This is a genomic window from uncultured Methylobacterium sp. (assembly GCF_964242245.1).
Taxonomy (GTDB): Bacteria; Pseudomonadota; Alphaproteobacteria; order Rhizobiales; family Beijerinckiaceae; genus Methylobacterium.
The window spans coordinates 24099-50825 of sequence record NZ_CAXTBY010000016.1 but is presented as its reverse complement, the minus strand read 5'-3'; the positions used below and the strand labels follow the sequence as shown (position 1 = coordinate 50825).

General features: G+C 71.8%; 28 protein-coding genes. 11 read left to right on the top strand and 17 right to left on the bottom strand.

What is annotated here, in order from left to right; translation table 11 throughout:
• Nucleotides 1–242 precede the first annotated feature (242 nt).
• Entirely contained in the window at nucleotides 243–485 is a 243-nt protein-coding gene (locus ACFE8Y_RS06310; RefSeq protein WP_375463534.1) for a hypothetical protein, read from the top strand.
• 10 nt (nucleotides 486–495) lie between these two features.
• Here ACFE8Y_RS06310 and ACFE8Y_RS06305 read toward each other — a convergent pair whose 3' ends face one another.
• Entirely contained in the window at nucleotides 496–1998 is a 1503-nt protein-coding gene (locus ACFE8Y_RS06305) for an amidase (protein WP_375463533.1), read from the bottom strand.
• A gap of 88 nt (nucleotides 1999–2086) precedes the next feature.
• Complete coding sequence (locus ACFE8Y_RS06300) at nucleotides 2087–2608, bottom strand: DUF2244 domain-containing protein (protein ID WP_375463532.1); 522 nt, start codon at nucleotides 2606–2608, stop codon at nucleotides 2087–2089.
• A 20-nt stretch (nucleotides 2609–2628) separates the two neighbouring features.
• Between ACFE8Y_RS06300 and nth the strand changes: the two genes are divergently transcribed.
• Together nth and purC are read left to right on the top strand one after the other, a co-directional pair.
• Nucleotides 2629–3357 (top strand): endonuclease III, encoded by a 729-nt coding sequence (gene nth, locus ACFE8Y_RS06295; RefSeq protein WP_375463531.1) that lies wholly within the window; start codon nucleotides 2629–2631, stop codon nucleotides 3355–3357.
• A gap of 226 nt (nucleotides 3358–3583) precedes the next feature.
• Nucleotides 3584–4378 (top strand): phosphoribosylaminoimidazolesuccinocarboxamide synthase, encoded by a 795-nt coding sequence (gene purC, locus ACFE8Y_RS06290; protein WP_147728905.1) that lies wholly within the window; start codon nucleotides 3584–3586, stop codon nucleotides 4376–4378.
• Here the strand turns inward: purC and ACFE8Y_RS06285 are convergent.
• From ACFE8Y_RS06285 to ACFE8Y_RS06270, 4 genes are all read right to left on the bottom strand, one after another.
• Complete coding sequence (locus tag ACFE8Y_RS06285) at nucleotides 4372–6006, bottom strand: glycosyltransferase (RefSeq protein WP_375463530.1); 1635 nt, start codon at nucleotides 6004–6006, stop codon at nucleotides 4372–4374. The genes purC and ACFE8Y_RS06285 overlap by 7 nt on opposite strands.
• 2 nt (nucleotides 6007–6008) lie before the next feature.
• Nucleotides 6009–7898, bottom strand: coding sequence for a glycosyltransferase (locus ACFE8Y_RS06280; protein WP_375463540.1), 1890 nt, complete (start codon nucleotides 7896–7898; stop codon nucleotides 6009–6011).
• A 238-nt stretch (nucleotides 7899–8136) separates the two neighbouring features.
• Entirely contained in the window at nucleotides 8137–8757 is a 621-nt protein-coding gene (locus ACFE8Y_RS06275) for a hypothetical protein (protein WP_375463529.1), read from the bottom strand.
• Between the two features lie 47 nt (nucleotides 8758–8804).
• The gene (locus ACFE8Y_RS06270) at nucleotides 8805–9305 is read right to left on the bottom strand and encodes an invasion associated locus B family protein (RefSeq protein WP_375463539.1); all 501 of its coding nucleotides are present in this window, start codon (nucleotides 9303–9305) and stop codon (nucleotides 8805–8807) included.
• A 233-nt stretch (nucleotides 9306–9538) separates the two neighbouring features.
• On the opposite strand from ACFE8Y_RS06270, the gene ACFE8Y_RS06265 reads away from it, so the two are divergent.
• Complete coding sequence (locus ACFE8Y_RS06265; protein ID WP_375463528.1) at nucleotides 9539–9913, top strand: hypothetical protein; 375 nt, start codon at nucleotides 9539–9541, stop codon at nucleotides 9911–9913.
• 33 nt (nucleotides 9914–9946) lie between these two features.
• Here ACFE8Y_RS06265 and ACFE8Y_RS06260 read toward each other — a convergent pair whose 3' ends face one another.
• Nucleotides 9947–10681 carry a M48 family metallopeptidase gene (locus ACFE8Y_RS06260; RefSeq protein ID WP_375463527.1) on the bottom strand — a complete coding sequence of 245 codons (735 nt, stop codon included), beginning with the start codon at nucleotides 10679–10681 and terminating at the stop codon, nucleotides 9947–9949.
• Between the two features lie 825 nt (nucleotides 10682–11506).
• Entirely contained in the window at nucleotides 11507–13255 is a 1749-nt protein-coding gene (locus tag ACFE8Y_RS06255) for a DEAD/DEAH box helicase (protein WP_375463538.1), read from the bottom strand.
• Nucleotides 13256–13568: 313 nt separating this feature from the next.
• Here ACFE8Y_RS06255 and ACFE8Y_RS06250 point away from each other — a divergent pair, with 313 nt between their 5' ends.
• Together ACFE8Y_RS06250 and ACFE8Y_RS06245 are read left to right on the top strand one after the other, a co-directional pair.
• Entirely contained in the window at nucleotides 13569–14675 is a 1107-nt protein-coding gene (locus ACFE8Y_RS06250; RefSeq protein WP_375463526.1) for a calcium:proton antiporter, read from the top strand.
• A gap of 343 nt (nucleotides 14676–15018) precedes the next feature.
• A complete protein-coding gene (locus ACFE8Y_RS06245; protein WP_375463525.1) occupies nucleotides 15019–15321 on the top strand; it encodes a hypothetical protein in 303 nt (100 codons plus the stop codon).
• A 39-nt stretch (nucleotides 15322–15360) separates the two neighbouring features.
• On the opposite strand, the gene ACFE8Y_RS06240 is transcribed toward ACFE8Y_RS06245, so the two are convergent.
• The 6 genes from ACFE8Y_RS06240 to ACFE8Y_RS06215 all read right to left on the bottom strand — a co-directional run bounded on the left by ACFE8Y_RS06240 (nucleotide 15361) and on the right by ACFE8Y_RS06215 (nucleotide 19830).
• A complete protein-coding gene (locus ACFE8Y_RS06240) occupies nucleotides 15361–16311 on the bottom strand; it encodes a DMT family transporter (protein ID WP_375463537.1) in 951 nt (316 codons plus the stop codon).
• Complete coding sequence (gene infA, locus ACFE8Y_RS06235) at nucleotides 16308–16583, bottom strand: translation initiation factor IF-1 (protein WP_375463524.1); 276 nt, start codon at nucleotides 16581–16583, stop codon at nucleotides 16308–16310. Before infA ends, ACFE8Y_RS06240 begins: the two co-directional genes overlap by 4 nt.
• A 233-nt stretch (nucleotides 16584–16816) precedes the next feature.
• Nucleotides 16817–17938: a branched-chain amino acid ABC transporter substrate-binding protein gene (locus ACFE8Y_RS06230; RefSeq protein WP_375463523.1), complete on the bottom strand. Its 1122-nt coding sequence runs from the start codon at nucleotides 17936–17938 to the stop codon at nucleotides 16817–16819.
• Nucleotides 17939–17949: 11 nt separating this feature from the next.
• Nucleotides 17950–18444, bottom strand: a complete 495-nt coding sequence (locus tag ACFE8Y_RS06225; protein ID WP_375463522.1) for an MmcB family DNA repair protein — start codon at nucleotides 18442–18444, stop codon at nucleotides 17950–17952.
• Between the two features lie 82 nt (nucleotides 18445–18526).
• The gene (locus tag ACFE8Y_RS06220) at nucleotides 18527–19309 is read right to left on the bottom strand and encodes a cobalamin-binding protein (RefSeq protein ID WP_375463536.1); all 783 of its coding nucleotides are present in this window, start codon (nucleotides 19307–19309) and stop codon (nucleotides 18527–18529) included.
• Nucleotides 19309–19830: a DedA family protein gene (locus tag ACFE8Y_RS06215; protein ID WP_375463521.1), complete on the bottom strand. Its 522-nt coding sequence runs from the start codon at nucleotides 19828–19830 to the stop codon at nucleotides 19309–19311. Before ACFE8Y_RS06215 ends, ACFE8Y_RS06220 begins: the two co-directional genes overlap by 1 nt.
• 105 nt (nucleotides 19831–19935) lie before the next feature.
• Here ACFE8Y_RS06215 and pdxY point away from each other — a divergent pair, with 105 nt between their 5' ends.
• The 4 genes from pdxY (at nucleotide 19936) to ACFE8Y_RS06195 (ending at nucleotide 23299) form a co-directional block, all read left to right on the top strand.
• The gene (gene pdxY / locus ACFE8Y_RS06210) at nucleotides 19936–20784 is read left to right on the top strand and encodes a pyridoxal kinase PdxY (protein WP_375463520.1); all 849 of its coding nucleotides are present in this window, start codon (nucleotides 19936–19938) and stop codon (nucleotides 20782–20784) included.
• A gap of 31 nt (nucleotides 20785–20815) precedes the next feature.
• Nucleotides 20816–21700, top strand: a complete 885-nt coding sequence (locus tag ACFE8Y_RS06205) for a PhzF family phenazine biosynthesis protein (protein ID WP_375463519.1) — start codon at nucleotides 20816–20818, stop codon at nucleotides 21698–21700.
• Nucleotides 21693–22433 (top strand): NUDIX hydrolase, encoded by a 741-nt coding sequence (locus ACFE8Y_RS06200; RefSeq protein WP_375463518.1) that lies wholly within the window; start codon nucleotides 21693–21695, stop codon nucleotides 22431–22433. Before ACFE8Y_RS06205 ends, ACFE8Y_RS06200 begins: the two co-directional genes overlap by 8 nt.
• Nucleotides 22434–22513: 80 nt before the next feature.
• Nucleotides 22514–23299, top strand: coding sequence for a 3-hydroxybutyrate dehydrogenase (locus ACFE8Y_RS06195; protein WP_375463517.1), 786 nt, complete (start codon nucleotides 22514–22516; stop codon nucleotides 23297–23299).
• A gap of 82 nt (nucleotides 23300–23381) precedes the next feature.
• On the opposite strand, the gene ACFE8Y_RS06190 is transcribed toward ACFE8Y_RS06195, so the two are convergent.
• The 3 genes from ACFE8Y_RS06190 to ACFE8Y_RS06180 all read right to left on the bottom strand — a co-directional run bounded on the left by ACFE8Y_RS06190 (nucleotide 23382) and on the right by ACFE8Y_RS06180 (nucleotide 25028).
• On the bottom strand, nucleotides 23382–23726 hold the full coding sequence (locus ACFE8Y_RS06190; RefSeq protein WP_375463516.1) for a CsbD family protein: 345 nt from the start codon (nucleotides 23724–23726) through the stop codon (nucleotides 23382–23384).
• Between the two features lie 203 nt (nucleotides 23727–23929).
• Nucleotides 23930–24058, bottom strand: a complete 129-nt coding sequence (locus ACFE8Y_RS06185) for a TFIIS helical bundle-like domain containing protein (RefSeq protein WP_375463515.1) — start codon at nucleotides 24056–24058, stop codon at nucleotides 23930–23932.
• Nucleotides 24059–24143: 85 nt separating this feature from the next.
• A complete protein-coding gene (locus ACFE8Y_RS06180) occupies nucleotides 24144–25028 on the bottom strand; it encodes an alpha/beta hydrolase (RefSeq protein ID WP_375463514.1) in 885 nt (294 codons plus the stop codon).
• 245 nt (nucleotides 25029–25273) lie between these two features.
• Here ACFE8Y_RS06180 and ACFE8Y_RS06175 point away from each other — a divergent pair, with 245 nt between their 5' ends.
• On the top strand, nucleotides 25274–26524 hold the full coding sequence (locus ACFE8Y_RS06175) for a NupC/NupG family nucleoside CNT transporter (protein ID WP_375463513.1): 1251 nt from the start codon (nucleotides 25274–25276) through the stop codon (nucleotides 26522–26524).
• Nucleotides 26525–26727: the final 203 nt, after the last annotated feature.

Sequence of the window (26727 nt, the reverse complement as noted above, 5' to 3'; positions counted from 1 at the left end):
CGCGGCCGGCGCCGATGACCGGGGTATACCCACACCAAACCAAGCCGTCAATGCCCCAGTCGACAACAAGGCCGAAATTCCATGACACGCCCACGCCGGGCGGCATCGGCTCTCGCGCTCCATAGGGGAGGACGCGCGTGATGATCGGTTGCCGGCCAGTCGTCCGAGGGGGGGAACGATCACGCCGGTCGTCCGTAATCCCGCGCTGCCGCGGACGCGGCGTGCCGACGAGGAGCGATGGCATGGCGATCACGGCCCTGAACGACAGGAAGAAGCTGTCGGCCGATTTCAACGAGGCCAACGACGCCTTCATCGACGCCGTCCTGGACGCGCTCCGCACGGAGGCGATCCCGTTGGACCTGGCCCGTGCCTACCTCGCCCATCCCGTAGCGATGATGCACACCGACGGCGCACAGGCGGTGGCGAACTACTTCGACCGCATCCTCGCTCAGCGGCCGAACATCGACTGGATGCCGGGGTCGTAGGCGTCGGCCCTCAGATCGACGGCCGGCTCCACCCGCCGAAGCTGTCCTCAAGGTGGCGGGCGAGCGCGAGGGCGACATCCTCGCGCCACGGATGGGCGGCGACCTGCACGCCGATCGGCATGCCCTCGGGGGAGGTGCCGACGCGAACCGTCGCGGCGGGCCAGCCCGTCAGGTTGTGCATCTGCGCGTAGCCGACGCCGCGCTGCCTGTCCGGATCAAAGCTCATGCCATGCGGCGGCGCGACGTAGGGCGCGACCGGCGAGAGCAGCGCGTCGTAGTCTTCGAGGAAGCCGAGCTGCGCGTTGCGGTAGGCATCCCAGCGGGCAAACGCCGCGAGCGCCTCGGTGATGCTGCCCATCGCCGGCGCCGAGCGCGAGGTCAGCGACTGCTCGAACAGCGGCGAGATCCGGTCGGTGCCGACCGACTTGAGGAAGGCGCGCACGCCCGCACCGCCGTCGCCGCGGGTCATGTCGTAGTAAACGGTCGCCGCCTTCTCCGCGTCCGGGGGGCGGCGCTCCGCGACGGCGATGCCGGCCTCCGCGAAGGCCTGCGCGGCGCTGCGCACGGCGGCGGCGATCTCCGGGGTCGGTGCGGAGGCGCCGTCGTCGTCAAAGAAGGCGAGCTTCAGCCCGCTTAAGGACACCGCGCGAGGGTCGCGGAGCGGCATGTCGACGATGGTGTAATCATGGAAATCCGGTCCGGCGATGAGCGGCAGCGCCAGCGCCAGGTCGTCGACCCGGCGTGCGATCAGGCTGACGTGGAAGACGCTGTTGCGGGCGCCCATCGGGCGGGGGAACTGGCCGGTGCGCGGTACGCGCCCGGACGTGGGCTTGAGGGCGGCGAGGCCGCAGTAATGGGCGGGCACGCGAATGCTGCCGCCGGCATCCGTCCCGAGGCCCAGGGCTGAGCCGCAGGCCGCGACGATCGCCGCCTCGCCGCCGCTGCTGCCCCCCGGCGTGCGGGCGAGGTCGTAGGGGTTGTTGGTGCGGCCGTAGACGAGGTTGTCCGTCTCCAGGGCGCCCGCGAGTTCCGGCACGTTGGTCTTGCCGAGGATGATCGCGCCGGCCGCCCGCAGCCGCGCGACCGCGGTCGCATCCGTCCTCGGCACGTAGGACGCGCGCCCGAGGGTGCCGCCGGTACAGACCACGCCGGCGGTCTCCAGCGTGTCCTTGATCGTCACCGGGACCCCGTGGAGCGGACCCGTCCGGTCGCCCCGCGCCAGCGCCGCGTCGGCCAGGGCCGCCTCCCGCCGCGCCGACTCCGCCGTGAGCCGGACGACGGCGTTGAGCCGCGGGTTGACTGCGGCGATCCGGTCGAGATGCGCCTCGACCACCTCCGCCGAGGTCAGGCGCCTGGTGCGGATCGCCTCGGCCAGGTCACCGGCCGAGGCCGCAGTGATGGCGTCCGGTCCCGCCGCGGCCCGCGACGGGGACACCGTCGCGAGGCCCGCCGCGGCGATCCCGCCCAGGACCGCGCGCCGATCGAGGCTTCCGTCGTGTCCGTTGTCCTGCACGCCACCCATCCGCTCATCGCTTAAGGGCGGGGAGGCATCAACCGTGCCGCCAGGGCCTTGGCGCAACGCGATGACGGGTGCGCTGCGGTCAAAAACCCTTCTTCACCTTGGCGAGCGCCTGGGTGAGGCCGCGGGCGATGCGGGCGCGCTCGTCGGGCGAGGCGTCGCGGGCGACGACGACGAAGTCGCGGCGCGAGACCAAGGTCAGGCGTTGCAGCCCGTACTCCTCGTCCTCGACCTGGGTCAGCTTGGTCCAGAGCGGGTTGAAGCGCCACTGGTGCCGCTCGCCGCGGTGGCTGACGCGGGTCAGCAGGATCTCAAGCTGCGAGATCATCACCTCCTCGAAGGAACGCCCGCGGCGGAAACTGACCTTCAGGGCGGCGTAGATCGCCAGCATGTCGAGGCCGAAGAAGCCGGCGATCGGCCAGAAGCCCATACGCCAGCACCACACCGAGATGACCAGCGAGACGAGGCAGCAGCCCGTCATCACCGCCTTGAAGCCGAGGCGGCTCAGGGATTGGTGCGGCCGGATGGTCGCCTCGAAAACCGGACGGTCGATCGTGTCGGGGTCGAGCCCGTCGGGATGGGCGTAGAGGTTGCCGCTCGCCATGGCGCCCGTATAACCCAACGATGCCAGCCCGGAAGCCGAAAGCCGTCAAGAAAGCGTCGATCGGAGGCCAACCGGCTCGACCGATCGTCGCACGGGCGGAGACGGCGCCCGCCGCCGTCGACGCTGCGACCCTGGCGGAAATCTTCTCGCGATTGCGGATCGCCAACCCCGAGCCGCGGGCGGAACTGACGTTCCAAAATCCCTACACCCTGCTCGTCGCAGTGGTGCTGTCGGCGCAGGCCACCGACCGCAGCGTGAATCTCGCCACCGCGCCGCTCTTCGCCATCGCCGACACGCCGGACAAGATGCTGGCGCTCGGCGAGGAGCGGGTGCGCGGCTTCATCCGCACGATCGGCCTGTTCAACACCAAGGCGAAGAACGTCATCGCCCTGTCGCGCATCCTGGTCGAGGAGCACGATGGCGTCGTGCCGCGCTCGCAGGCGCAGTTGCAGGTGCTGCCCGGCGTCGGCGCCAAGACCGCGAGCGTGGTGCTCAACGTCGCCTTCGGCGAGCCGCGCATCGCCGTCGACACCCACATCTTCCGCGTGGCCAACCGCATCCCCCTCGTCGTGGCCTCGACGCCCGACAAGGTTCAGGCGGGGCTCGAAGCGGTCGTGCCGGAAGCCTACCGGCTGAACGCCCACCACTGGCTGATCCTGTTCGGGCGCTACGTCTGCAAGGCGCGCCGGCCCGAATGCCCGCGCTGCCCGATCCACGACCTGTGCCGCTATCCCGCGAAGACCACCTGACGCGCGACCCGCGCACGGTAACCCTTCGGGCAAAAGGATCGCCGCTGCCCATGTCCGGCCGTCGTCCACGCACGGCTAACGCGTTGTGCTGCAAGCCCGCTTCGGCTAGTTTGCGCGGCGGTCGCCAGGGTCCTCAGCAACGACGTGTGCCCGCGGCCCGACCTTCCCCGAGGTCGTACCGCCGCGGATTCCGCTCACTCGTTCGTCGCCAAGGAGCCACGGCCCGATGGACTTCCTCAAACCACGGTACACGCCTATGAACCGCCGCCGTCGCATCTACGAGGGCAAGGCGAAGGTCCTCTACGAGGGACCCGAGCCCGGAACGCTCATCCAGCATTTCAAGGATGACGCAACCGCCTTCAACGCGAAGAAGCACGAGATCATCGACGGCAAGGGCGTGCTGAACAACCGGATCTCGGAGTTCGTGTTCCAGCACCTCAACGACATCGGCGTGCCGACGCACTTCATCCGCCGGCTCAACATGCGCGAGCAGTTGATCCGCGAGGTCGAGATCATCCCCCTCGAGGTGGTGGTGCGCAACGTCGCCGCCGGCTCGCTCGCCACCCGCCTCGGCCTTGAGGAGGGCACCCAGCTCCCGCGCTCGATCATCGAGTTCTACTACAAGAACGACGCGCTCAACGACCCGATGGTCTCGGAGGAGCACATCACCGCCTTCGGCTGGGCGACGCCCCAGGAGATCGACGACATCATGGCGCTGGCGATCCGCGTCAACGACTTCCTGTCGGGCCTCTTCCTCGGCGTCGGCATCCGCTTGGTCGACTTCAAGATCGAGACCGGGCGGCTCTGGGAAGGCGACATGATGCGCATCGTCGTCGCCGACGAGATCTCACCCGATTCGTGTCGGCTGTGGGACATCAAGTCCGCGGACAAGCTCGACAAGGACCGCTTCCGCAAGGACCTCGGCGGCCTGATCGAGGCCTACACCGAGGTCGCCAAGCGCCTCGGCATCATGTCCGAGAACGAGAAGGTGCAGACCGGGGGCCCGCGCCTGGTTCAGTAGGACGGACGGCGGACGCTCAAGGCGGCCTCGTCCGCGAAGAAGCCCGCGCGCAGCCGCGCGTGGGTCGAGCGATCCGGGTCGAAGCCCGGGTGGTAATGGGGGTCCTGCGCGAGCAGCGGCCCCCATCGTCGTCTGAGCTCGACGATCTCGCGGTTGTGGCGGGCGCAGGCGTCGGGCGTCCAGGAGCGGCTTGCCGCCTCGCGGTGGTGCAGCACGGCGCCCGGCACCATCAGGGTGCGGTAGCCGGCCGCGCTCAGGCGCAGGCACAGGTCGACGTCGTTGAAGTCCACGGCAAAGTGCGCCGCGTCGAAGCCGCCGACGCGACGGAACTTCGCGGCCTCGACCACGAGGCAGGCGGCGGTAACCGCCGAGACCGCGTGCGTCGCGCGCAGCCGCGCGCCGTAGCCGGGCGCGTCGCCGGGAAAATGCCGATGGGCGTGGGTGACGAGGCCGCCGGTGCCGAGGACGATGCCGCCGTGCTGGATGCGGCCGGCCCCGTCGAGGAGCTTGGCGCCCACCGCCCCGACGTCCGGCCGCAGGGCCTCGCGCGCCATCCGCCCGAGCCAATCCGGCTCGAACGCCTCGACGTCGTTGTTGACGAAGGCGAGGAGTTTTCCGCGTGCGAATGCCGCGGCGGCGTTGTTCATGGCGGCGAAGTTGAAGGGACCGGGACAGGCGACGATCCGGGCCGCCCCCTCCCCTTCCAGCGCTTGGAAATAGGCGCGCGTCCCGGCCTCGCGGCTGTCGTTGTCGCAGACCAGGATCTCGATCTCGGGCCAGTCCGTGCACCCGCGCAGGCTCGCGACGCACGGGCGAAGCAGGTCGAGGCGATCGCGCGTCGGAACGATCACGGTGACCGCCGGCGGCGGATCGGGGAGCGGATGTGCGACGGCGATCACCCCGTCCCCGTCGATCGCGAGGCGGGCTCCCGCCTGCCCGGTCCGATCGAGGTGATCGCGCACGATGGCGAGGCGGGCCTCGCGGGACGGCTCCCGGCCTCGCGCCGCGTCGGCCGCCTCCGCCATCCATGGCCGCCAGATCGAGACGATGCCCGGCAGGTGGCCGATCGCCGCCGGCCCGAAGCGCTCGGCGATGCGGAAGGCGGCCGCCATCGCCGGGATGTCCCGGCTCGGATCGAGGCTCGCGGTCGGGAGGCTCGCGCGGCGCAGGGCGAGGACCGGACCGAGGTCGTCGACCGCCATCAGCAGTGCCGGATCGAAGGCGGAGCGGAGCAGCGGCAGGACGGGACCGCCGGGCGTTCCCTGAACCAGGGCATCCCCGTAGAGGGCATGCAGGGTCGGATCGGCGGCGAAGGCGGCGGCGAATGTTTCATGGGCGTCGGCCACGAGCGCGTGGCCCGGCGCCGTCAGGACGCGGATGTCCGCGTCGGGGACCGGCGGTGCAACGGGGAAGCGGTCGAGGATGCCGGGCGGCAGAGTCAGGCGATGGTCGATGCCGATCAGGGCGGCCAGGGCCTGACGGGCGCGCAGCCGGCGGCCGGCGATCCAGGACCAGAGGACGAACCCGGTCCGTCGCGGATTGCGCGCCAGCGTCAGGGCGGCGGCGATCCGGCGGCCCGGCCTCATCGCAGCCTTGGGGCCGCCCGTCTCGGCCGGTTCCCGCGCCATGCCTATTCCAGATCCTCGCCGAAGGTGGTGAGCGACAGGGCCGGATGGTAGAACGGGTCGTGGCGGATCACGTGCCGCCAGCGCTCGGCGAAGCGTTCGGCTTCGGCCTCGAAGCGCCGCCGCGCGGGGCCGACCGACGGGCCGCGGCTGACCGATTCGAGGTGCGCCAGCGTCGCGGCCGGGGTCCAGACCGTCTTGTAGCCCGCGTGCCCGAGGCGCAGACAGAAATCCACGTCGTTGAAGTCGATCGGAAACGCTTCCGCGTCGAAGCCGTCGACGATGGCGTACTTCCTCCGCTCGACCGCGAGGCAGGCGGCGGTGACGGCGGAGACCTCGTGCGCGACGCGCATCTGGCCGAGATGGCCCGGCGTGTCGGCGGGCCGTCCGCGCAGGATGTGGCCCGCCCGCCCGCCGAGCCCGACGACGACGCCGGCGTGCTGCAGCGTGCCGTCGGCGTAGAGCAGCTTGGCGCCGACCGCCCCGACCTCCGGCCGCACGGCCTGCCGGACCATCGCGTCGAGCCAATCGGGATGCAGGATCGCGACGTCGTTGTTGAGGAGGACGACGATGGCGCCCGTCGCGGCGGCGACGCCGGCATTGACCAGAGCCGAGAAGTTGAACGGTCGATCATCGTGCAGGATGCGGACGCGGGGATCGCGGCGCAGGGCCTCGTAATACGCGAGTACGGCCGGATCGGTCGAGCCGTTGTCGACGACGATCAGTTCGATCGCGGGATAGCCGGTCTCGTGCAGCACGCCGCGGCAGGCCCGGGCAATGAGGGCGAGCCGGTCGCGCGACGGGACGACGATGCTGGCGAGCGGCGCCGGTTGCGGCAGCGGCCATCGCAGCGCGACGACCCCGTCCCGGATCACCGGCTCGGCCACTGCAGCGGCGGAATCGCGGTGCCGGCTCAGGGCGGCGGCGCGCGTTCGGGCATCGACCTCTTGCGCGACCGTGCGCGCGAGCACCCTTGGGATGTGAACGACGTGGCCGGCCGCGGAGGCCAGGGCGACTTCGAGGGCGAGCGGGAACGCCGCGAGCGGGCCGACCGGCCGGTCGGGCAGGCGCGCGACGAGTCCGCGCGAGGCGAGGCAGGGACGGCCTTGGTAGCCCGTCGCCGCGGCGAGGTCGGGGCTCCAGTCGGGCTTCAACCGCGGTGTGCCGTCGGCGTCCACCTCGTCCGCGTAGGCGAGGTCGGCTCGCGCCACCGCGGACGCGAGGCGCGTGAGGGCGTCCGGGGTCAGCCGATCCCCGGCTTCGAGCAGGCAGACCGCATCATCCGCCATGAGGTCGCGAAGCGGCCGCTCGACCTGCCAGGCGGCATGGGCGACGCGGTCGTCCGAGACAGTCTCCCCCATCGCTCCCGCGTGCAGGACCTGGGCTCGCCAACCGCGATGCGTCTGGTCGCGCAGGCTCGCGAGCGTGGCGGCGAGCGCGGCTTCGGCGCCCGCGCGCGCGCGGATGAGCACGCGGATCGTGGGGACGGCCCCGTCGCCGGAGCGGTCTCCCGCCCCGACCGAAACGCCGGATGCCGCATCGCGCGGGACGCCGGATTCGGCCGAGCCGGCGCGCGCCTGCGCCCACGCCGCGTAGCGCGCGCGCGGCGTCACCGCGCAGGCGCCGCGCAGGGTGTCCCGGTAGCGCCGCGCATCGCCGCAGGCCCGCTCATAGAGCGCCGAGACGAAGCGGAGCGGGCGCCGGCGCAGGCACGCGCCGAGCAGGCTCGCGTGGCTGCGCCGGCCGACGCGCTCGAGGACGAAGCCGGCGCCAGCGACGAGCCGGATCTCCGTCGTATCGGCCGGCAGGAGGCCGAGCCAGTGCGCGCACGCCTGCGCCACGCCCGGCAGAACGAAGTCCTGCACCGTCCCGCCGGCCCGGACGATGCGCAGCATTGGCCGCCGCGGGGCGGCGGCGGGGTCGGTGCTGTAGCTCAGGACGATCCAGGCCCCGCGCACGTCCTCCGGGAGGACGAGGCGCCGGTCGAAGACACCGTCCGCAACGGTCTCGATCCGGAACGCGACCGGCCGGCCGATGTCGCGCGCTCCCGGCGATGACGGCGTCAGGAGGAGGTCGGGCGCGCGTGCCCCGGACGCGGCACGCCTCTCACGGGGCGGACATCGACGTCTACGCTCACTGCGCCGCGCTCGGCTCGCCCACGGCAGGCGCCGCCGCGACCGGCCCCTTGCCCGGCCCCTTGCGCCGCGGCTTCGGCTTGGCGGCCTTGACGCCGCCGCCGAGGCCGACCGCGATCTCGTAGTCGGCGGTCATCGCCACCGGCACGGTGATGTCCTCCTCGACGATCGTCGCGAAGCCCTGCGCCTCGCCGGGCGCCACCGTCACCGCCACGCGCTTGGAGCGGGTTGCGATCGTCTTCGCGTCCTGCTTGATCGTGATCGTCAGCGGCACGTCGAAGCGGCCCGGTGTGCCCGCGGGTCCGAGCAGGACGCGAGCCTCGACGCCGACCTTGACGGTGATCGCGCCGTCCTCCCGGCGGGTGCACTCGCGCGCGAGCCGTCCCAGGGTGATCTGCGTGCGGATGCCGCCGCCGCCCGCGGTCTGGAGCGAGGCGCCCCCCTCGGGCACGTCGATCGGCGGGCAGTAGGCCGCCTCCAACTCCTTCGGCTGGGACGGCGGAACCGTGGTGCCGCCGTACCTGAAGAGGTTCGAGAAGATGCTGCCCTCCTGCGCGTGCGCGCCCGTGCAGCCCAGCGACAGGAGGAGAAGCCCCCCGAGGCCCAGCCGGGCGATCATCAAGTGTCCGATCGTGGCACGAGGCATGGCGCGATCCCGAGAGGCGTTCACTTCAGGCTGTCGAAGCCGGCGGCGAACCCCTTCATCGACAGGGGTATGCCGACGCCCTCCTCGGGCGTCTGGAACACGATGAAGGTTGCCTGGGTGCCGGCCTTGAACTGGCGGACCAGCCCGTCGTCCATCACCACCTCGGCGACGCAGCCGGTCGTCAGGCAGCGCACGAAGCCGGCGCGGCCGATGTCGGTCTGGTCGATCTTCAGCCCGAGCCCCGAGGGCAGCAGGACGCCGAGCGGCGCGACGACGCGGAGCAGGTAGCCGCGGTTGTCGGCGGTCTTCAGAACGATGACCACCAGCGTCAGGTTCGGACGGTCCTCGGCGGCGAGGTACTGCACCATCGCGCACTGCTCGGCCTTGGCGCCCGCCGGCGTCTCGCAGCGCAACTGCCAGTCCTCGAAGGTCTTGCGCACCATGCCCTGCGCATGCGCCGCGCCGGCAGCGAGGAGGCAGCCCGCGAGCCCGAGGATAGCGACGGAGAGCACCGGCAGCAGACGCCCGATTAAATCGAGACTCACGCGCAGCCGCACCACCGAACCTTTCGCGAGCGCCCGCGCCCGAGGATCGGCGGGGGCTGAACCCGGGTGTTCCGACCATGCGAGGCCGGGCGCTGTCAAGCGACGGCGAACGGCCGCTTGTTGCCGCAATGTGCTATCGCCCCGCCGTCGCGCGGCCTAGATGTGACGGTGACGATCGGGCAGACGATCCAAGATCAGGACACGACGCGATGCGGTTCCTCGCCCTGACGGCCCTGCTCCTCGGCGCCGGCCACGTCGCTGCGGCGGCCGAGCCGCTTCCCGTCGGCGAGACCACCTACGTCGAGCGCTCGCTCAACCACGACGGCCTGCTGACGGTCGAGCACCCGCCGGTCGCACGCAACCCCCGCGGCGGCCGCAACGGCAGCGCCGCGATCGCCGGTTTCTGCCGCGAGGGCGGGCTCGTCCGCCGCCGCGACGCTCTCGGCCATCCGATCCTCGTGCGTCAGCGCGAGCTCTGCGACAGCGTCGCGCCGCGCACGCTTGAGCCGGGGCAGGTCGATCCGCGGCCGGCGTGGCCGGCGGAGCGCGCCTCACGCGGGCAGGTCCTGCGCGCCAAGGGCTGAGACTCCGAGGACTGAGGCCGTGCTGAGCCCTGCTCAGCCGTAGCGGTGCAGCGCCGTTCCGTTTCGCTTCAGCCACGCCTCGGCCGCGTCCACCTCGGGACAAAGGCCCCCGAGCAGCGCCCAGAACCGGGCCGAGTGGTTCATCTCGCGCAGGTGCGCCATCTCGTGCGCGACCAGATAGTCGAGCACCAGCGGCGGCGCCAGGATCAGGCGCCAGGAGAAGTTCAGTGCGCCGCCCGCCGTGCAGGACCCCCAGCGGCTGCGCGTGTCCCGGACCGTGATGCGCGTCGGTCGCTGCCCGAGCCTGACCGCGTAGTGGTCGACCGCGCCGAGCAGGTCGCGGCGCACCTCCTGCTCCAGGAAGGCGCGGACCCGGCGGTCGACGTGAGCCTCCCCGCACGACACCGAGATCACCGGCTCCGGCCCGTCGCTCCCGGTCCGGGTCACGCCGCTCCGCGCGCCGCGGTGGACGATGCGGTGCGGCACGCCGCGTAAGGGGAGCAGCGACCCCGCTTCGAACGGCACGCGTTCCGGCACGCGTGCGAGGCGGGCCGCGATCCAGCCGCCGTGGCTCGCGGCGAAGCGCTGCGCCGTTGCGATCGTACTCCGGGCCGGCAGGGTGATCACCACCTCGCCGCTCGTAGCCGAGACCCGCAGCGTCAGGCGCCGCGCGCTCGGCCGGCGCCGAACCGCGATGCGGAAGGTCGTGCCCTCGTGCACGATGTCGAGATGGTCGGGATCGGGACGTCGCAGCAGCGCGAGGGGCATGGGCGCAGTCTAGGGCCTGTCTGGAAGCAGGATTCTCGTAGGCATAGGGTCGTGGTTCAAGCCCGCCTCGGATCGCTTCGTCCCGATGGGCGAAGATGGGCCCGCGCTTCCTGTGCAAGCCCTGCGATCCAGGTCGCAGCGGAGCCGACAACCGTCTGCGCGCGGCGGCGATCCCCGGGATTGTCCGCACGGAAAGCCCCTGGCGGGACATCCTCTCCGGTGACGGGAACGTGATCGCCACGCGACGCGGTCGGCACGCCATCCCCCATCGACGGTGCTTCCTGACAAGGCTCTCGCCAGCGACATCCTTGTCAAGGACCTGACGCACGCGGTGCCGACGTCGTCTCCTCTTCCCGCGTCGAAACCCCTGAGCTTCGGGGGGGCCGCTCAGCAGTCTCGGCCGCTCGACTTGCAGTGGCGTGCGATATGGTTTTAGTCATTCTCAACGCAAACGAAGAACTAAAACTTCGAAACAGGGATCGGAAGCGCGATGTCGCTTGTGGTAAAAATCAGCGATGTGATGGGCATCTCACTGTTGTTGATTGCCATTTCTGTCATATTTTACATAAACAGATATGATAGATCGAGATTTTCCGACGAGAATGCTGAACTTATAACGGGAGCATCCTTGTTGGTCGCCATCCTTGGGACCATCTTTGTCTTCGCAGAATGAGAGATCAACGTCTCATCTAACGTCATCTGAACGGGTGTGTAAGCTCTCCGTGGGTAGCTCCGCCGCACGCTGGTCCCTCCTCCGGTGCTCATCGCCACACGTCGACAGGTCGCGAGTCAGCCACCAGGACCGAGCGTGACGCGCCCGAAGCTTCAGGCCCGCGGCTTGCGGGCGTAGGGCTTGGCGCCCGCCGGCGTGCCGGTGCCGGCCTTGCCGACGTGACGCTCGTGCTTGCCCGCGCGCGGGCTCTTGAAGCCCGCAGGCCCCCGGTGCTCGGCCGCCGGCCCATCGTCGGCGAGCGCCTCGACCTGGATCTCCGGCGAACCGTTGCGGGCGAACGCCTGCGCGAAGCGGGAGGCGGCGTTGCCGCGGACCTCGAACTTGGTTTCCCGGTCGAAGATGCGAATCGCGCCGATCTCCTGGCGGTCGATCCCGCCGCGCCGCGTCAGCATCGGCAGCAGGCGGCGCGGGTCGGCGTTGTCGCGCCGGCCGAGGTTGAGCCGGAACCACACCGCCGGGCCCATCGCGGCGATCCGCTCCGGTTCCATCGGATCGTAGGGCGGGCGGCCGGCGCCGCGCCCGGACGCGTCGCCGGGGTCGGTCACGTCCTCCGGCGCCGGCAGGCGGGTGCGGTAGATGCGGGCGAGCGCCGCGGCGAGTTCGAGCGGCGTGCGGCCGGAGACGAGGGTCTCGGCCAGCGCCAGATCCTCCTCGCCCGGCGCCTCGGTGAAGAGCGGGTCCTCCAGCATGCGCTCGCCGTCCAGCCGCCGGATCTCGTCGGCCGAGGGCGGCCCGCCCCACTCGGGCGAGATCTTGGCCACGGCAAACATCTGCTCGGCGCGCCGCCGCCGGGCGTTCGGGATCAGCAGGACGGAGGTGCCCTTTCGGCCCGCCCGTCCGGTCCGGCCGCTGCGGTGCTGGAGCACTTCGGCGTCGTGCGGCAGGTCGGCGTGGATCACGAGGCTCAGGGTCGGCAGGTCGATGCCGCGGGCGGCGACGTCGGTAGCCACGCACACCTTGGCGCGGCCGTCGCGCAGCGCCTGGAGCGCGGCGTTGCGCTCGCCCTGGCCGAGTTCGCCCGACAGCGCCACCGTCGAGAAGCCGCGCTCGGTCAGGTTCGCCTGGAGGTGGCGCACGGCGTTGCGGGTGTTGCAGAACACGAGCGCGGTGGGCGCGTCGGCCGCGCGCAAGAGGTTGAGCACGACGTGCTCGATCTCGCGGGGCACCACCCGGATCGCCCGGTAGGCGATGTCGGCGTGGCCGCGCGTCTCGCTCTTCACCGCGAGCCGCAGGGCGTCGCGCTGGTAGCGGGCGGCGAGGCTGTCGATCGCCTTCGGCAGGGTCGCCGAGAACAGGAAGGTGCTGCGCTGGTGGGGCGTCGCCGAGAGGATGAACTCGATGTCCTCGCGGAATCCGAGGTCGAGCATCTCGTCGGCCTCGTCGAGGACGACGGCGCGCATGCCCTCTGTGACGAGGATGCGCCGCTCCAGGTGGTCGCGCAGGCGCCCCGGCGTCCCGACGACGATGTGCGTGCCCTCCTGGAGCGCGCGCGCCTCGCGCCGCGGGTCCATGCCGCCGACGCAGGCCGTCACCCGGCCGCCGGCCGGCGCGTAGAGCCACAGCAGCTCGCGCTGGACCTGGAGCGCGAGTTCGCGGGTCGGCGCGATGACCAGCGCCAGCGGGCTGCCTGCCGGCGCCAGCATCTCGGCGCCATCGAGCAGCAGGCCGGCCATCGCGAGGCCGTAGGCCACCGTCTTGCCGGAGCCGGTCTGCGCGGAGACGAGGAGGTCGCGGCCGTCGGCGGCGGCCTCCAGCACGGCGCTCTGCACCGGCGTCGGTTCGGCGTAGTCGTGGTCGGCGAGCGCCCGCGCGAAGGGGGCGGGCAGGGTGGGAAACGGCACGGAAGGGGCTTTCACGACCGTCGTCCCCATCGCGACCCACGCGGGCGTGGGTCGCGTCGAAGGGCGCGCCGGTCTCGACACGGGTTGCGGAACGCTGTCCTGTAGCGCCTTCGCGGCGCCTTTGCCACGCCCCGCACCGCATGGAGCGGTCGCGCCGACGCGGACCGGCGGGCGGAAGGGTCGAAACTCCAAGGCCGTCGGCATCGATCCCTCGACGTTGGCCCGATTGTCGCCCCGGGGCGCGTGTGCGACGGACCGGCACGCGCTCCGGCTCCCGGGCGTTGGATGAGCGCGGAACGCACGGTCGATGGGCATGGCACGGTTCGTGACGGCGTGGGCGACGGTCGGGGCCTTCGCGTGGTTCGGCAAGGACTGGCTGGCGGACCTGAACCAGCCGCTCTGGGCGCTCGGCCTGTTCGCGTGGCTGCTCGCGGTGATCTTCTGGTCGGCCTTCGGCGTCGTGCACGAGGCCGAGGCGCTGGCCGACCTCCTGGGCGAGCCGCTCGGCACCCTGGTTCTGACGCTCTCCATCGTCGTCATCGAGGTGGCGCTGATCTCGGCGGTCATGCTGGGCGCCAAGGACGCGCCGACGCTGGGGCGCGACACGATGTTCGCGGTGCTGATGATCGTGCTGAACGGCGTCGTCGGCCTCGGCCTGCTGCTTGGCGGCCTGCGGCACCACCAGCAGAGCTACAACCTTCAGGGTGCTTCGGCCTTCCTCGCGGTGATCATCCCGCTCTCGACGCTGGCGCTGATCATCCCGAACTTCACCACCTCGACCAGCGACGGCACGCTGACCAAGCTGCAGGCCGTGACCTTCTCGGTGTTCACCGTCGCGCTCTACGGGGTGTTCCTGCTGATCCAGACCGGCCGCCACAGCGAGTTCTTCAAGGAGGCCGCGGAGCCGGACGCGGCACTGACGGCGGACTTGCGCGTCGCGGCCGAGGACGGGCGCGGGGCGGCGCCCGGCGCGAGCCTCCGGCACACGATCCTGCTCGTCGCCAACATCCTGCCCATCGTGCTGCTGTCGAAGAGCCTCGCGACCATCCTCGAGTACGGCATCGGGGCGCTCGGCGCGCCGTCCGCGCTCAGCGGCGTGCTGATCGCGGGGATCGTCTTCACGCCGGAGGCGATCTCGGCGCTCAGGGCGGTGGCCCGCAACGAGTTGCAGCGGGCGATCAACCTGTGCCTGGGGGCGGCCACCTCGACGATCGGCCTCACCGTCCCGGCGATCCTCGCGGTCGGCCTGATCAGCGGGCAGACGGTGGTGCTCGGCCTCAAGCCCACGGAGATGACGCTGCTGGCCGTCACCCTGATCCTCAGCACGCTGACGTTCTCCAGCCTGCGCACCACCGTGCTGGAGGGCGCGGTCCACCTCGTCGTGTTCTTCGTCTACCTCGTGCTGATCTTCAGCCCGTGAGCATCGGCCTCCGACGCGCCCGATGCACCGGTCTCGTCCGGGTCGCGTTCCGTCCGCCGCGATCCCCCCGGGCCGGAACGTCCCGATGCGTCCGGCCGACGGCCTCCCCACGGACGACAAGGATCACGTCTCGACGGATGCGGGCGCCGCGCAGATCGCCGACGCGACGGCGCATCCCGGGGTTGCCTATCGCAGCACTGGCCGCTGTCGCTGCGCCTCGCGCAGCCGTGATCTGCGAAAATCGTCCGTCCGCCGAAAATTCGCCCGAAAGCGGGGCTGTTCTAACCCGTGATCGGCAGCGGCCGGCGATCCCGCCGAACCCGCCCACCGGAGGGGACGAACCATGTACCGATTGATCGCGACCGCCCTCGTCGCCGGCGGCCTCGTGGCCGCGACGCCCGCAGCCCAGGCGCGCGACGGGATCGGTCCCGGAGGTGCTGCGGCGCTCGGCGTCCTCGGCGGACTCGCCGTCGGCGGCGCCATCGCCTCGTCGCAGAACGGCTACTACCCCGGCCAGCCGGTCTACCGCGCTCCGCGGCCCGTCTACGTCGAGGACGATGACGGCCCGGTCTGCCATTTCGAGCGCCGCCGCTACGTCGACCCTTACGGCGACGTGGTCTTCCGCCGCATCCGCGTCTGCGAGTGATGCGCCCGGGAGCCGGCGTCGCGGCGCCGGCTCCCGATCTCAGGACGCCTTCGAGGCCTCGGCCTCGCGCGGGGACGGTGTCCTCCGTCCCAGCCGTTCCGCGCAGACGATGCCGCCCAGCACCAGGGCGAGCGCCAGCGCCTCGTTGAGGCCGAACGGCTCGCCGACCAGGAGCACGGCGAGGCCGGCGCCGAAGATCGGCACGAGATTGACGAACAGTCCCGCCCGGTTCGGGCCGATCAGTTCGACCCCGCGCATGAAGCAGAGCTGGGCCGCGAGCGACGGCCCGAGCGCCACGAACACCACGATCGCCCACCCCGTCCCGGTCGGCCAGACCGCGCGTCCGGCCGCCCACTCGATGGCCAGGAGGGGCAGCGAGCTGACGAAGGCCGCCGCCGCCATGGCCGAGAAGAAGGTCAGCGCCGAGAGCTTCGGCCGCGTGCGCAGGGCGACGGCGTAGCCCGCGTAGAGCAGGCAGCCCACCACGATGAGCACGTCCCCACGGTTCAGGTCCAGGGTTCGCATGACGCTCCAGTCGCCGTGGGTGGCCGCAACCCCTGCGCCGAGCAGGGTGATGGCGACGCCGAACCCTTGAGCCCCGCTCACGCCCTCGCGGGACACGGCATAGTTCAGCAGGATCACGAACACGGGGATCGCGCCCTGGAACAGCGCGAGGTTGACGGCGGTGGTGTAGGCACCGGCGGCGTAGAACAGGCTCGCGAACGCGGTGAAGCCGCCCGTGCCCATGAGCAGGATGCGCAGCCAGCTCCGCCGGATGCCGTCCCGCTCGGCCGCGATCCGTCGACGCGCGATCACGGCGAGGATCAGGCAGGGGAACATCCAGCGCAGGGTTGTGATGACCTGCGGCGACACCTCGCCCGGCGCCCACCGTCCCGCGACCGCATTGCAGGCCCAGAGGAAGGCGCTGACGACGAGGAGCAGGTAGGCGAGGCGGATGCCCCGACGCGTCCCGGGTCCGGGATCGCTCAGCGGCGGCGGAACTGCCCGCCGCGCACCGGCGGACGGGGGCCGGCAGCGCGCTCGTCCTTGTGCCGGAACACGAGGCGGCCCTTCTCGAGGTCGTAGGGCGACATCTCGACGGTGACCCGGTCGCCGGCGAGCGTCTTGATGCGGTTCTTCTTCATCTTGCCGGCGGTGTAGGCCACGATCTCGTGACCCTGGTCGAGCTGCACGCGGTAGCGCGCATCCGGCAGGATCTCGATCACGAGACCGTCGAACTGCATCAATTCTTCTTTCGCCATTCACCCTCTCCAGTCGGACCGTCTGGAAGCAGGCGTTCCGGCGACACGATCTCTCGTCAAAGCGATGTGCTGAGCGCTGCGGCGGCGGGTCCGAGTCCGGAGGCGCCAAGCCCGACAACGTCGCGCACGATGTAGGGGGAGCACGCGATGCAGGCAAGCTTGCCCGCCCGGACGCGCCGCCGGCATCGACACAAAAAGCGCCGATCCTCCCGGTTTCGTCCGATCTGCCGGCGTCAGGGGTCGACGTCGTTGCCAGCGTAGTCGAGCCGTCCGTCCGGCGTCCGCCGCCAGACGCGGAGCACGACCGCGCCCGGCGCCGGATCGCCCTGCGCGCCGAAGGCGATCTCCCCGGCCGTCGTGCGAAAGCTTCCCGCCCGCATCGCCTCGGCGACCTTGCGCCCGTCGCCGGACTTCGCCCGCTCCATCGCCTGCGCCAGCACCTCCACGGCGGCGTAGGCCGGCGCGGCCAGCGCATCGGCCTCGGGCACCCGCGGCGGCCGTCCCCGCACCTCGGGCAGGCGGCGCGGCTCCGAGGACAGCGTCATCACGACGCCCTCGCCCGCCGCGCCCGCGAGCGTCCCGAAATCCCGGTCGAGGATGCCGTCGCTGGCGACCAGCGGCGCGGCAAGGCCCGCCTCGCGCAGTCCGCGGACCAGCACCGCCCCCTCCGGCGCAAGGCCGCCGAAGTACACCGCCTCGACCCGCGCCGCCCTGAGCTTGGCGATGAGTTCCGCGGCATCGCGGGTCCCGCGGGGCAGGGTCTCGAACACGACCTCCGGGTTTCCCGCCGCCTTGATCGCGGTCGAGACCGCCTCGGCCAAGCCGCGTCCGAAGGTCGTGCGATCGTGGACGATGCCGATGCGCCGGCCGGCCTCGTGGGCGACGAGGTATCGCCCCGCGGCGGCGCCCTGCTGCGCGTCGCTGGGCACCGTGCGGAACAGGTTCCACGACCCGCGGCGGGTGAGGGCCGGCCAGGACGCCCCGGGCGTCACCGCGACGATGCCGGCCTCCTCGTAGACCGCCATGGCCGCGGCCGTCACCGAGGATTCCAGCGGGCCGACGACGAGGCGGACCCCATCGGCCGCGAACTTCCTCGCGACGCCCGCGCCCTGCTTGGCCTCGCCCGCGTCGTCGGCGACCACGAGGACGAGCCTGCGCCCGCTCGCGCCGGCGGCCCGGTTGAGATCGGCCACCGCCTGCTCGGCGCCCTGCCGCATCCCCTGACCGAAGGCCGCGTCCGGCCCGGTCAGGGGCGCCGACAGCCCGATCTTCACGGTGCCCTGCGCCGCGGCCGGCCCGGCAAGGACGACGGCGGCGATCAGGGCAAGCGCAGGATCGAAGGCTCTCCGTCCCATGGGCTGGTCCCTCAGAGGGCTCCGTCGCGGATCGCGCCGGGATCGGCGAGGCTGTGCAGCAGGCGCGCGGCGCTGTGGGCGAAGCGGAGCGTCACGGCCTTGCGGCGGGGGGCGGTGAGCGGATGCTCGGTTGCCTCGCGCAGGACCATGGCCCCGAACGCGTCGGCGACGATGAGGCCGCAATCCTCCGGGATCAGCACTTCCGGCACCGTCTCGGGGATCGCGAAGAAGAACCGGTCGCAGAATTCGCGGTAGTCCGGCCATTTCCGGTCTGCCCGGAAGTCGGCGACGCTCGACTTGATCTCGACGATGGTGAGCCGCCCGGCACCGCACAGCGCGATCACGTCGGCCCGGCGGCCGTTGACCAGGGAGAACTCGGGCAGCGTGACGCAGCCCATTTCCCCAAACAGCCGGCGCACGCCGCGCTGAATCCGCAGCGCCGTCGGCGATTGCCGGCGGTCGGACGGCAGGATCGAGGCGGTCTGGACGGCGAGGGCTGCTGACATCGTTGCTGAGCGGGTCTCGTGCCGAATCGGGACGCGGCCATCCTGCCAAGCCGGGACTCCGCTTGTCACCTGCGGCGACGGATCACGCAGCCGACAGCGCCGCGCGGATCGCCGCGAACCCGTCGGTGAGCGCCGCCGGTCCCGGCTGGAGGATCAGCGGCGACTTGATCTCGTGGATGCGCCCGTCCCGCACCGCGGGGATCGCCGACCAGCCCGGCCGATCACGGATGCGCGCGACGTTCACCTTCTTCCCGCACCACGAAGCCAGGATCACGTCGGGCGCTGCCGCGATCACCGCCTCCGCGCTCACGATCCGGTCGGTGGCCGCCTGCATCCGGGCGCGCTCCGGAAACACGTCGTCGCCGCCGGCGAACCGGATCAGTTCCGAGACCCAGCCGATGCCGGAGATCATCGGCGCGTCCCACTCCTCGAAATACACTTTCGGACGGGGGCGACCGACCCGTTCGGCCGCGACCCGTGCCAGTTCGTCGGCGTAGCCGCGGGCCAGACCGTCCGCCCTCTGCGGCACGCCGACGAGGGCGCCGAGCGTCCGGATCATCGCGAGGCAGCCGGCCACGTCCCGCTGGTTGAACAGGTGGACCGCGATGCCGGCGCGGGCGAGGTCGGCCGCGATGCCCGCCTGGAGGTCGGAGAAGGCGAGGACGAGGTCGGGCTCCAGCGCAAGGATCTTCGGGATGTCCGCGCTGGTGAAGGCCGAGACCCGCGGCTTCTCCGTCCGCACCTGCGGCGGGCGGACCGCGTAGCCCGAGACGCCGACGATGCGGTCCTCCTGACCCAGGAGGTAGAGCGTCTCGACGGTCTCCTCGGTGAGGCAGACGATGCGCTCGGGCGGAAACCGGCGCATCAGTCCTGGAACCATGCCAGCAGCCCGGCCCCAGGCGCCAGCAGCACGAAGGCCCAGACCAGGGCCGAGAGGACGTTCGCGGCCTGGAACGCGGGGCGGGCGACGCCGAACATCCCGGCGATCAGCGGCACCACGGCGCGGGCCGGCCCGAAGAATCGCCCGACCGCGACCGCCGCCGCACCCCAGCGCCTGAGAAAAGTCTCGCCCTTGGCAACCATCGCCGGATAGCGCCGCATCGGCCACAGGCGCTTGGCGCCCTCGCCGTAGGCACGCCCGAACTCGTAGGAGAGCCAGTCCCCCGCCGCCGCACCCACGGCCGCCGCCGCGACCACCGGCCAGAACGGGAGGTCGGCCGCCCCGATCATCGCGCCGATGCCGATGAGGATCACGGTCGCCGGCACCAGCAGCGACAGGAAGGCGATCGACTCGCAGAAGGCCAGCGTCCCGGCGATCAGGGGCGTCCACGCCCGGTGAGTCTCGACGAAGCCGAGGGCGGCGATGCGGAGCGCTTCGAGATCCATGACGTTCCGAACTCATTGCGCCGGCGCGGGGCGCGGGGCGTCGCGCGCCGGCGGGAAAGCCTGTAACAGGCCGCACGGATACCGCTCGGCGCAAGGGGCATCGCGATGCAGGTCCTGTCGATCCAGTCGCACGTCGCCTACGGCCACGTCGGCAACGCGTCGGCGGTGTTCCCGATGCAGCGCCTCGGCGTCGAGGTCTGGCCGGTCCACACGGTGCAGTTCTCCAACCACACCGGCTACGGCGCGTGGCGCGGCCGGGTGTTCGACGGGCCGGCGATCGAGGACCTGGTCGCCGGGATCGCGGAGCGCGGCGTGCTCGGCACCTGCGACGGCGTGCTCTCGGGCTACATGGGCTCGGCCGACATCGGCACCGCGATCCTCGGCGCGGTCGCGGCGGTGCGTGCTGCCAACCCGCGGGCGCTCTACGCCTGCGATCCGGTGATCGGCGACACCGGAACCGGCATCTACGTCCGCCCCGGCATCGCCGAGTTCATGGCCGCGCGGGCGGTGCCGGCGGCCGACATCCTCACGCCGAACCAGTTCGAGCTCGACCTCCTCACCGGCCTGCCGACCGGCACGTTGACGGAGGCCAAGCGCGCCGTCGCCACCCTTCAGGCGCGCGGGCCGCGGGTGGTGCTCGTCACCTCGCTCTCCACCGACGCGACGCCGCCGGACGCCATCGACATGCTCGCCGGGCAGGGCGGTGCGTTCTGGCGGGTGCGCACCCCGCGCCTCGCCCTCTCGGTCAACGGCGCGGGCGACTGCATCGCCGCCCTGTTCCTCGTCCACTACGCCCGCACCGGCTCGGCGGCGCTGGCCCTCGGCATGGCGGCGGCCTCCGTGCACGGCGTCCTGCGGCGGACCCTGGCGGCGGGCTCGCGCGAGATCCTGACGGTCGCGGCGCAGGACGAGTTCGTCGCGCCGAGCGAGACGTTCCCGGTCGAGACCGTGTAGAGGCCGGTCGCGCGCGACAATCGGAGTTCCCATGGCCCGGCGCTTCGTCACCCTCGACGTGTTCACCGACCGGCCTCTCGCCGGCAATCCGCTGGCGGTGGTGCTCGACGCTGACGGGCTCAACGGGCCGGCGATGCAGGGCATCGCCCGCGAGTTCAACCTGTCCGAGACGGTGTTCGTCTGCGCGCCGACCGACAGCCGGCACCGGGCGCGGCTGCGCATCTTCACGCCCGCGCGGGAACTGCCGTTTGCCGGCCATCCGACGATCGGCACGGCCGTGTTGCTCGCGCTCCGGGACGCGCACGCCGGGCACGCCGACGCCGTCGCCTTCGGGCTGGAGGAGGCGGTCGGCACCGTGCCCTGCATCGTCGAGGCCGGCGACGGGTGGGGCCGCGCCCGCTTCAGGTTGCCCGTCCTGCCGGAGTTCCTGGGCAGCCCCCCCGAGGCGACCGCGCTCGCGTCGGCCTTCGGTCTCACGGCCTCGGATATCGGCTTCGGGCGGCATCGACCGAGCCGCCACGGGGTGGGGCCGACCTTCACCTTCGTGCCGGTGACCTCGCGCGAGCGCCTCGACGCGGCGCGCACGGGCGATCCCGGCGCGGGTTCGGACGGGTTCTACCTCTACGCGCCGGACACCGAGGGGCCGGGTCTGCGGTTCCAGGCGCGGATGTTTGCCCCCCATCACGGCATCGCCGAGGACCCGGCGACGGGAGCGGCGGCGGCGGCCTTCGCGGGGGTGCTGATGCAGTTCGAGACGATGGCGGACAGCACCCACGACGTCGCGATCACGCAGGGTGTCGCCATGGGCCGGCCGAGCGAGATCGCGCTGCGGGTCACGGTCGAGGCCGGCGCGCTCCGCTCCGTCGAGGTCGGCGGCGCGGCGGTGATCGTGTCGGAGGGTGTGCTGCATGTCTGAGGCCCGACCCTACGGCTTCGAGGTCGTGCGCCTCGCGCGCCTCGAAGCCCGCCTCGTGGTCTACGACTGGGCCTGGGCGCGCGACAACGCGGAGCGCGTCACCGAGAACTGGCGGCGCCGGGTCGCGGGGCAGCCTGCCCTGTTCGACGGGCCGGTGCTGCTCGCCTGCGACTGCGCGATCGTCGGCGAGGTCTGCCGATTGAGCCTGTTCGAGACCACCTATGCCCGCTTCCTCGCTTACCGCGACGGCGGCTCGCCCGACGGGCACGTCGCCAACGCTTTTGCTGCGATCGTGCCCTGGAGCGCCGACGGCGCGGTGCTCCTCGGGCGCATGGGCGCCCACACGGCCAATGCCGGCCAGATCTACTTCCCCTGCGGGACGCCCGATCCCGGCGACGTGAGGGGCGAGAGCGTGGACTTCTCCGGCAGCGCGGGCCGCGAACTCCTGGAGGAGACCGGCCTCGATCTGCCGGAGGATGCGCCGGAGGACTGGGTGTGCCTGCGCGGCGAGGGCCAGCTCGCCTTCCTGCGCCCGGTACGCTTTTCCGACGCCGCGGCGACGCTGATCGACCGGATGGAGACCCACGCGATCCGCGAGGACGAACCGGAGCTCTCCGGCATCGTCGCCGTGCGGAGCGCCGCCGACATCGACGCGGCGATGCCCGGTTTCGTGCGCGCCTACCTCGCCAGCGCGTTCGACGCGGGCGCTCGGGCGCGCAGGCGCCGGACGTGACGCCTGGATCGGTCCGCGACGCGGACGCGTCGACATCGTGCGCCGCTTCGGGCAAATTTTTGTAGGTTGAGGAGCCCCGCATGACCCTGAAGTCCAAGACCGCCCTCGTCACCGGCTCCACCAGCGGCATCGGCCTCGGGGTCGCCCGTGCGCTCGCGCGGGAGGGCGCCGACGTGGTGATCAACGGCTTCGGCGAGGCGGGCGCGATCGAGGCGGCGCGCGCGGCCATCGAGTCCGAGTTCGGCGTGCGGGCGCATTATTCCGCGTCCGACATGACCAAGCCCGCCGAGATCGCCGGGATGGTCCGCGAGGCGGAGGAGCGCTTCGGCGCCGTCGACGTGCTGGTCAACAACGCCGGCATCCAGTTCGTCTCGGCGATCGAGGCGTTTCCCGGCGACAAGTGGGAGCAGATCATCGCGATCAACCTGTCCTCGGCCTTCTACGCGATGCAGGCAGCGATCCCCGGGATGAAGCGTCGGGGCTGGGGGCGGATCATCAGCACGGCCTCGGCGCACTCGCTGGTCGCCTCGCCCTACAAGTCGGCCTACGTGGCGGCCAAGCACGGCATCGCCGGACTGACCAAGACCGCGGCGCTCGAACTCGCGACTGACAGGATCACGGTCAACTGCATCTCGCCGGGCTACGTCTGGACGCCGCTCGTCGAGGCGCAGATCCCCGACACCATGCGGGCGCGCGGCCTGACGAAGGAGCAGGTCATCGACGACGTGCTCCTGAAGGCGCAGCCGACCAAGGCGTTCGTCACCGTCGATCAGGTGGCGGCCCTGGTCCTGTTCCTGTGCACGGATGCGGCGAGCCAGATCACCGGCGCCAACCTGTCGATGGACGGCGGCTGGACTGCGCAGTAGCCCCCTGAGCGCGAGAACGCCCCGCCGGACGGTCCGGGCGGGGCGGTCTGGAGGTGCCGGCTATGATCGGCCGATGGAAGGTCTAACGGCGGCCGTGCAGCAGCAGCGCGAGGCCGTAGCCGACCGCGCCGGCGATCATCAGGGCAATCAGCGGGTTCTCCTCGACGCGGGAGCCGACCGCCTGCCGGCCGCTGCGCAGGTATTCGTCCCGGCGATCATAGGCGTCGCTCGCGTAATCCGTGACGTTGTCGGCGACGCCGCGCAGCGTGTCCTTGACTTGGCCGAGGGTATCCTGCGCCTTGCCCTGCGCCTCGCGGAAGCGCCCCTCCACGGAATCCCGGTTCGAACCGACGAAATCGCCGGCCGCACCCTGGACCTTGCCGCCGAGCTCCTTGGCGCTGCCGACGATGCGATCCGTATCAACCATGGTGATCTCCTACTCAAAAATGTTGCGCGGACCCGCCGCCGCGGCAGAGGTCCGGTTCTTCCATCGTGCAGGGAACGCCCGAGACGGCGTTTGTGCCCCGATGAGCGATGATTATTCGCCCGCGCCGCTGCGCTCCGAGAGCGGACATGCCGAATGGCTCGGCATCCGATCGGGTACCGAGCCTCGATCCAGCGACGCGCTTCTTACTTGCCCAGAATCTTGGTGACGAGCCGGCCGATCGGCGAGGCGGAACTGGCGTTGCGGTCGTCGCGCGTGACGGGCCGATCCTCGTTTCCGAGGAGCTTGGTGACGATGCGTCCGATCAGGCTCATGGGGCTATCCTCGCGTTCGGCGCCGACAACGGCGCAGCTTGATCCCTCAACGGCCGATCGGCGCGGCGCGTTCCGTCGCGCCGCCTCATCGCTCGGACGGGGCCATCAGGAAGACGGCGGCTTCGTCGAGGGAACATCGGGCCTCCGGCAGCATGCTGTGGGCGAACTGCCAGACATGGGCGACCACGGGAAACACCCGCAATTCGACGCGCACCCCGGCCGCCCGCGCCTTCTCGGCCATCCGCACGGAGTCGTCGCGCAGCACCTCGCGCTCGCCGACGTGGAACAGCAGCGGCGGCAGCCCGGCGAGGTCGGCTGCCAGCGGCGACACCCGCGGATCGGCAGGGTCCGCACCGGCCAAGTACATCGGCCCGAGATGGACCAGCGCCCGCGGATCGAACATCGCGTCGCGCCGCGCATTCGAGACCCGCGAGCCGTCCGCGCTCACGAAGTCGGTGACCGGCGAGAACAGGGCCGCCGCACGCGGCATCGGCAGACCCTGATCGCGCGCGGCCAGCGTCGCGACGAGGGCGAGGTTGCCCCCGGCCGAATCCCCGGCGATGGCGGCCGGTCCCTCCGCGGCCAAGGCGTTCCACGCCGCGCACGCATCCTCGACAGCCGCCGGGAACGGATGCTCCGGCGCAAGGCGGTAATCGGGGGCGAACACCGTGAAGCCGCGCTCGGCCAGCGCCCCGGTCACCGGCCGGTGCGTCCTCGGCGAGCAGGCGACGAAGCCGCCCCCGTGCAGGTAGAGCAGGCGGCGCTCCGGGCTCCCGCCCGCCTTCGGCCGCACCCACTCGCCGGCAACGCCGCCGACCGAGCCCGGCCCGTAGGTCGCGCCGGCCGGATCGGGGAAGGACCGGCCACCGAACACGGCCCTGATCTGCGCCACGTCGCTCATCGAGCCGAGTCGCTTGCGAACGTTTCGCCTCACCATGAAGGATGCGAGGTGGGCACGCAGGCTCGCCATCGTTGCTTCGTTCCCGCTCTCTGCCCGATCTCTGCCGCCGTGGACGCACAGGCCGTCGATACCGATCCCGCAGGTCGGGCCGCGGCACGGGTCTAGCGGCTGGCAGGAGCGGCGGGAAGCTCTGCCGGAACCCGTGAAGGCCGCCGCGACCGCGTGAAAAGCGCGTCGCAGGCTCGCGCTGCGGCAAAGCTTGGCCCGATGCTTCCATGGCGGGCGCTCCTCCCGCCGGCGAGCGACCAAGACCCATGCCCGAGCGCGTCCTGCATGCCGGCCTCAGCATCCTGCTGCTCCTGGGCCTCGCCATCGTCCTCTCGACGAACCGGCGGGCGATCCGGCCGCGGGTGGTGCTGGCGGCGCTGGCGCTTCAGCTCGGTCTGGGCGCGCTGGTCCTGTTCGTTCCGGCGGGGCAGGCCGCGCTTGCCGCGGCGGCGAATCTCGTCCAGGCGGTGCTGGCCTACGGCGACCGCGGCACCGCCTTCCTGTTCGGAGGCCTCGTCGAACCGCGCATGTTCGAACTGTTCGGGGGCAGCGGCTTTATCCTGGCGCTGCGCGTGCTGCCGCAGATCCTCTACGTCTCGGCGCTGATCGGCGTCCTCTACCACCTCGGCATCATGCAGGCGGCCGCGCGCCTCCTCGGCGGCCTGCTCCGCCGCCTCGTCGGCACCAGCCCGATCGAATCGTTCTCGGCGGTGATCACCATCGCGATCGGCCAGAGCGAGATCGCGGTGGCGCTCAGGCCGTTCCTCGCACGGCTCACCGGGCCGGAGCTGTTCGCGGTGATGACGAGCGGAGCCGCCTCCACCGCCGGCTCGATCCTGGCCGGCTACGCCGCGCTCGGCGTGCCGATGACCTACCTGCTCGCGGCCTCGCTGATGGCGATCCCCGGCGGCCTGCTCTACGCCAAGCTCCTCGTGCCCTCCACCGAGCCGACCCGGATCGAGACCACCCGCGTGGAGTTCGGCGAGGCCCGCGCGGCCAACCTCATCGAGGCCGCCGCCGACGGCACCCAGAAGGGTCTCGCGGTCGCGGTCGCGGTGGGTGCGATGCTGATCGCCTTCGTCGGGCTCATCGCACTGGCCGACGGCATCGTCGGCGCCGTCGGGGGCCTGATCGGCTACCCCGCCGCCTCGATCCAGGGCATCCTCGGCTGGGCGCTGGCGCCGCTGGCGTGGCTGCTCGGCGTGCCCTGGGAGCAGGCGGCGCTCGTCGGCGGCGCGATCGGCCAGAAGATCGCGTTCAACGAGTTCTTCGCCTATGCCGGCCTCTCGCCGGTGCTGAAGGCCGGAGCCCTCGATCCGCGGAGCACGGCCATCGTCTGCTTTGCCCTGTGCGGCTTCGCCAACCTCTCCTCGATCGCGATCCAGCTCGCGAGCTTCGCGAGCCTCGTGCCCGAGCGCCGCGCCGAGGTCGCCCGCTACGGCCTGCGCGCGATCCTGGCCGGCACCCTGTCGAACCTGACGAGCGCGGCCATCGCCGGCCTGTTCATCGGTGGCTGAGGCGATCGGAGACGGCAAGCCGCACGATCCGCGCAGCGATCTGTACTGCAAGGCATTCGGAAGGCCCACCGCCGCGCAGGCGGAGCACCTTCGGCCGTCCGCTCGCGTCGAACAGGAGCGTGACGTCGGAACCTAATCCTGACGCCGCCCGGCGCGATCATGTAGAAGGATTCCGGATCATGCGGCGGGGCGGCCGTTCCCCG